The sequence below is a fragment of the Neochlamydia sp. TUME1 genome, from assembly GCF_000813645.1.
Taxonomy (GTDB): Bacteria; Chlamydiota; Chlamydiia; order Chlamydiales; family Parachlamydiaceae; genus Neochlamydia.
This window is the reverse complement of record NZ_JRXI01000085.1, coordinates 1-1,870: the sequence shown is the minus strand read 5'-3', so window position 1 is coordinate 1,870 and position 1,870 is coordinate 1. Positions and strand designations below refer to the sequence as shown.

The window sequence follows — 1,870 nt, the reverse complement described above, 5'->3', positions numbered from 1 at the left end:
CTGCGCAAGCCTCTAAGATAGGAAGCAGCAATTCATTGGGCAAGCTTTCAATAGAGACCGAAGAGATAGGAAGCATTTTATTTCCTTAGGTAGTGATGAGTTTTCAGCATTTTTATTTTATAAAGACAATATAAAAAAATTAAAAAAGCAAGTCAAACCAATTCGTATCCTTATCCATGAAAAACAACTCACAGATGCTATCAGCGTTTTTACTTCAGATAGATTCAAGGAGAGAGGGAAGACCTTTCAAGCATTTAGGAGCAGCCACAGGTTTTGGCGATTAAGTGACGCGGCAATTTTGGTTTGGTTAAAAGAATGAGATTGATTCTTTGCCTTATTTGAGAAAAACGGCTCTTTTTGGCGCGATGTTTTAATTCTTCTACAGCATGATGGAATGCTATACGCCTAGATTCTTCCTGTCAAGAAAAGTTGTCCTTCCAGCCATAACACTCTGCAGAAAAAAAGAAAAACTTCTTGTCATTATAAATGCGTAGCCTAGTTTAAGCTTGCTTAGTTACTGGAGGGAAAGCTGCTTACTTGTTTAAAGATAAGATGGCTAAAAGCTTTTTATTTCATTTAAGCCCTCCCCAAATTAAAAAGTACTTACGGCCATTCTACAATTGAAAACGCTGCCTTATTTTTTCGTCGATATCTTTCAAAGGATTTTCCGCTAATTCAAGCTTGGTAAGCTGGAACAGTTGTCCTATTCCTGCAGGAAGGCTGGTGAGCTGGTTTTGATTTAAGTAAAGCCATGTCAGCTGAGACAATTGACCTATTCCTGCAGGCAGAGCGGTGAGCTGGTTTTGATTTAAATGAAGCGTTTGCAGCTTGGACAGCCGTCCTATCTCTGCAGGCAGACTGGTGAGCTGGTTTTGGCTTAAGTAAAGCCATTGCAGCTGAGACAGTTGCCCGATCTCTGCAGGAAGGCTGGTAAGCTGGTTTTGACTTGAGTCAAGCTCTTGCAGCTGAGACAATTGTCCAATTTCTGCAGGAAGGCTGGTGAGCTGGTTTTGAGTTAAGTAAAGCTCTTGCAGCTGAGACAGCTGCCCAATTTCTGCAGGAAGGCTGGTGAGCTGGTTTTGAGTTAAGAAAAGCCGTGTCAGCTGAGGCAGCTGCTCGATTTCTGTAGGCAGAGTGGTGAGCTGGTTTTGGCTTAAGTAAAGCCATTGCAGCTGAGACAGTTGCCCGATCTCTGCAGGAAGGCTGGTAAGCTGGTTTTGGCTTAATATAAGCACTTGCAGCTGAGACAGTTGCCCGATCTCTGCAGAAAGGCTGGTAAGCTGGTTTTGGCTTAATATAAGCACTTGCAGCTGAGACAATTGACCTATTTCTACAGGCAGGCGGGTGAGCTGGCTTTGATTTAAGTGAAGCACTTGCAGCTGAGACAATTGCCCGATTTCTGCAGGAAGGCTGGTGAGCTGGTTTCGATTTAAGTAAAGCTGTGTCAGCTTAGACAGCTGCCCAATTTCTGCAGGCTGTCATCCGTCATGGTTAGTGACCCAGGGTCGGCAGTTTTAGTGACCCCCCCCCTCGTCACCTTTAGTGACCCACCCTAGCTAACAAATTTTTTTTCTTTATTTCTCTTAAACTGCATAAATCTTCATGGGACAATCTTTTTTAATCTTGTCTCGAAAAGGAGATTTTATGCCAAGGAAGAGAAATATGGTAGAATTACAACAAGTCATTTTTCGACTAAAATTTAAGCAAAGCATTCGCTCTATTAATCGCGATACCGGTATTCATCGTACGATTATCCGTAATCTCAATAAAGTTGCGAACAGCAGCGGGTGGCTATCTAAAGATAGCTCTATCCCTTCTGAGAATGAAATTCACCAGGCTCTCGTAATCGCATAGCTTAGATCCTCTTAAA

At 42.5% G+C, this 1,870-nt stretch carries 2 protein-coding genes; one reads left to right on the top strand and one right to left on the bottom strand.

What is annotated here, in order from left to right; all coding sequences use genetic code 11:
* Nucleotides 1–614: 614 nt before the first annotated feature.
* Nucleotides 615–1,448, bottom strand: coding sequence for a leucine-rich repeat domain-containing protein (locus tag DB41_RS03635; RefSeq protein ID WP_255350907.1), 834 nt, complete (start codon nucleotides 1,446–1,448; stop codon nucleotides 615–617).
* Nucleotides 1,449–1,662: 214 nt separating this feature from the next.
* On the opposite strand from DB41_RS03635, the gene DB41_RS03630 reads away from it, so the two are divergent.
* Complete coding sequence (locus tag DB41_RS03630) at nucleotides 1,663–1,854, top strand: hypothetical protein (protein ID WP_039384424.1); 192 nt, start codon at nucleotides 1,663–1,665, stop codon at nucleotides 1,852–1,854.
* The last annotated feature ends 16 nt before the right edge of the window (nucleotides 1,855–1,870 follow it).

What these genes read in the sequence shown, in the direction of transcription:
- DB41_RS03630 (WP_039384424.1), top strand. Translation starts at nt 1,663, where the DNA reads ATGGTAGAATTACAACAAGTCATTTTTCGACTAAAATTTAAGCAAAGC.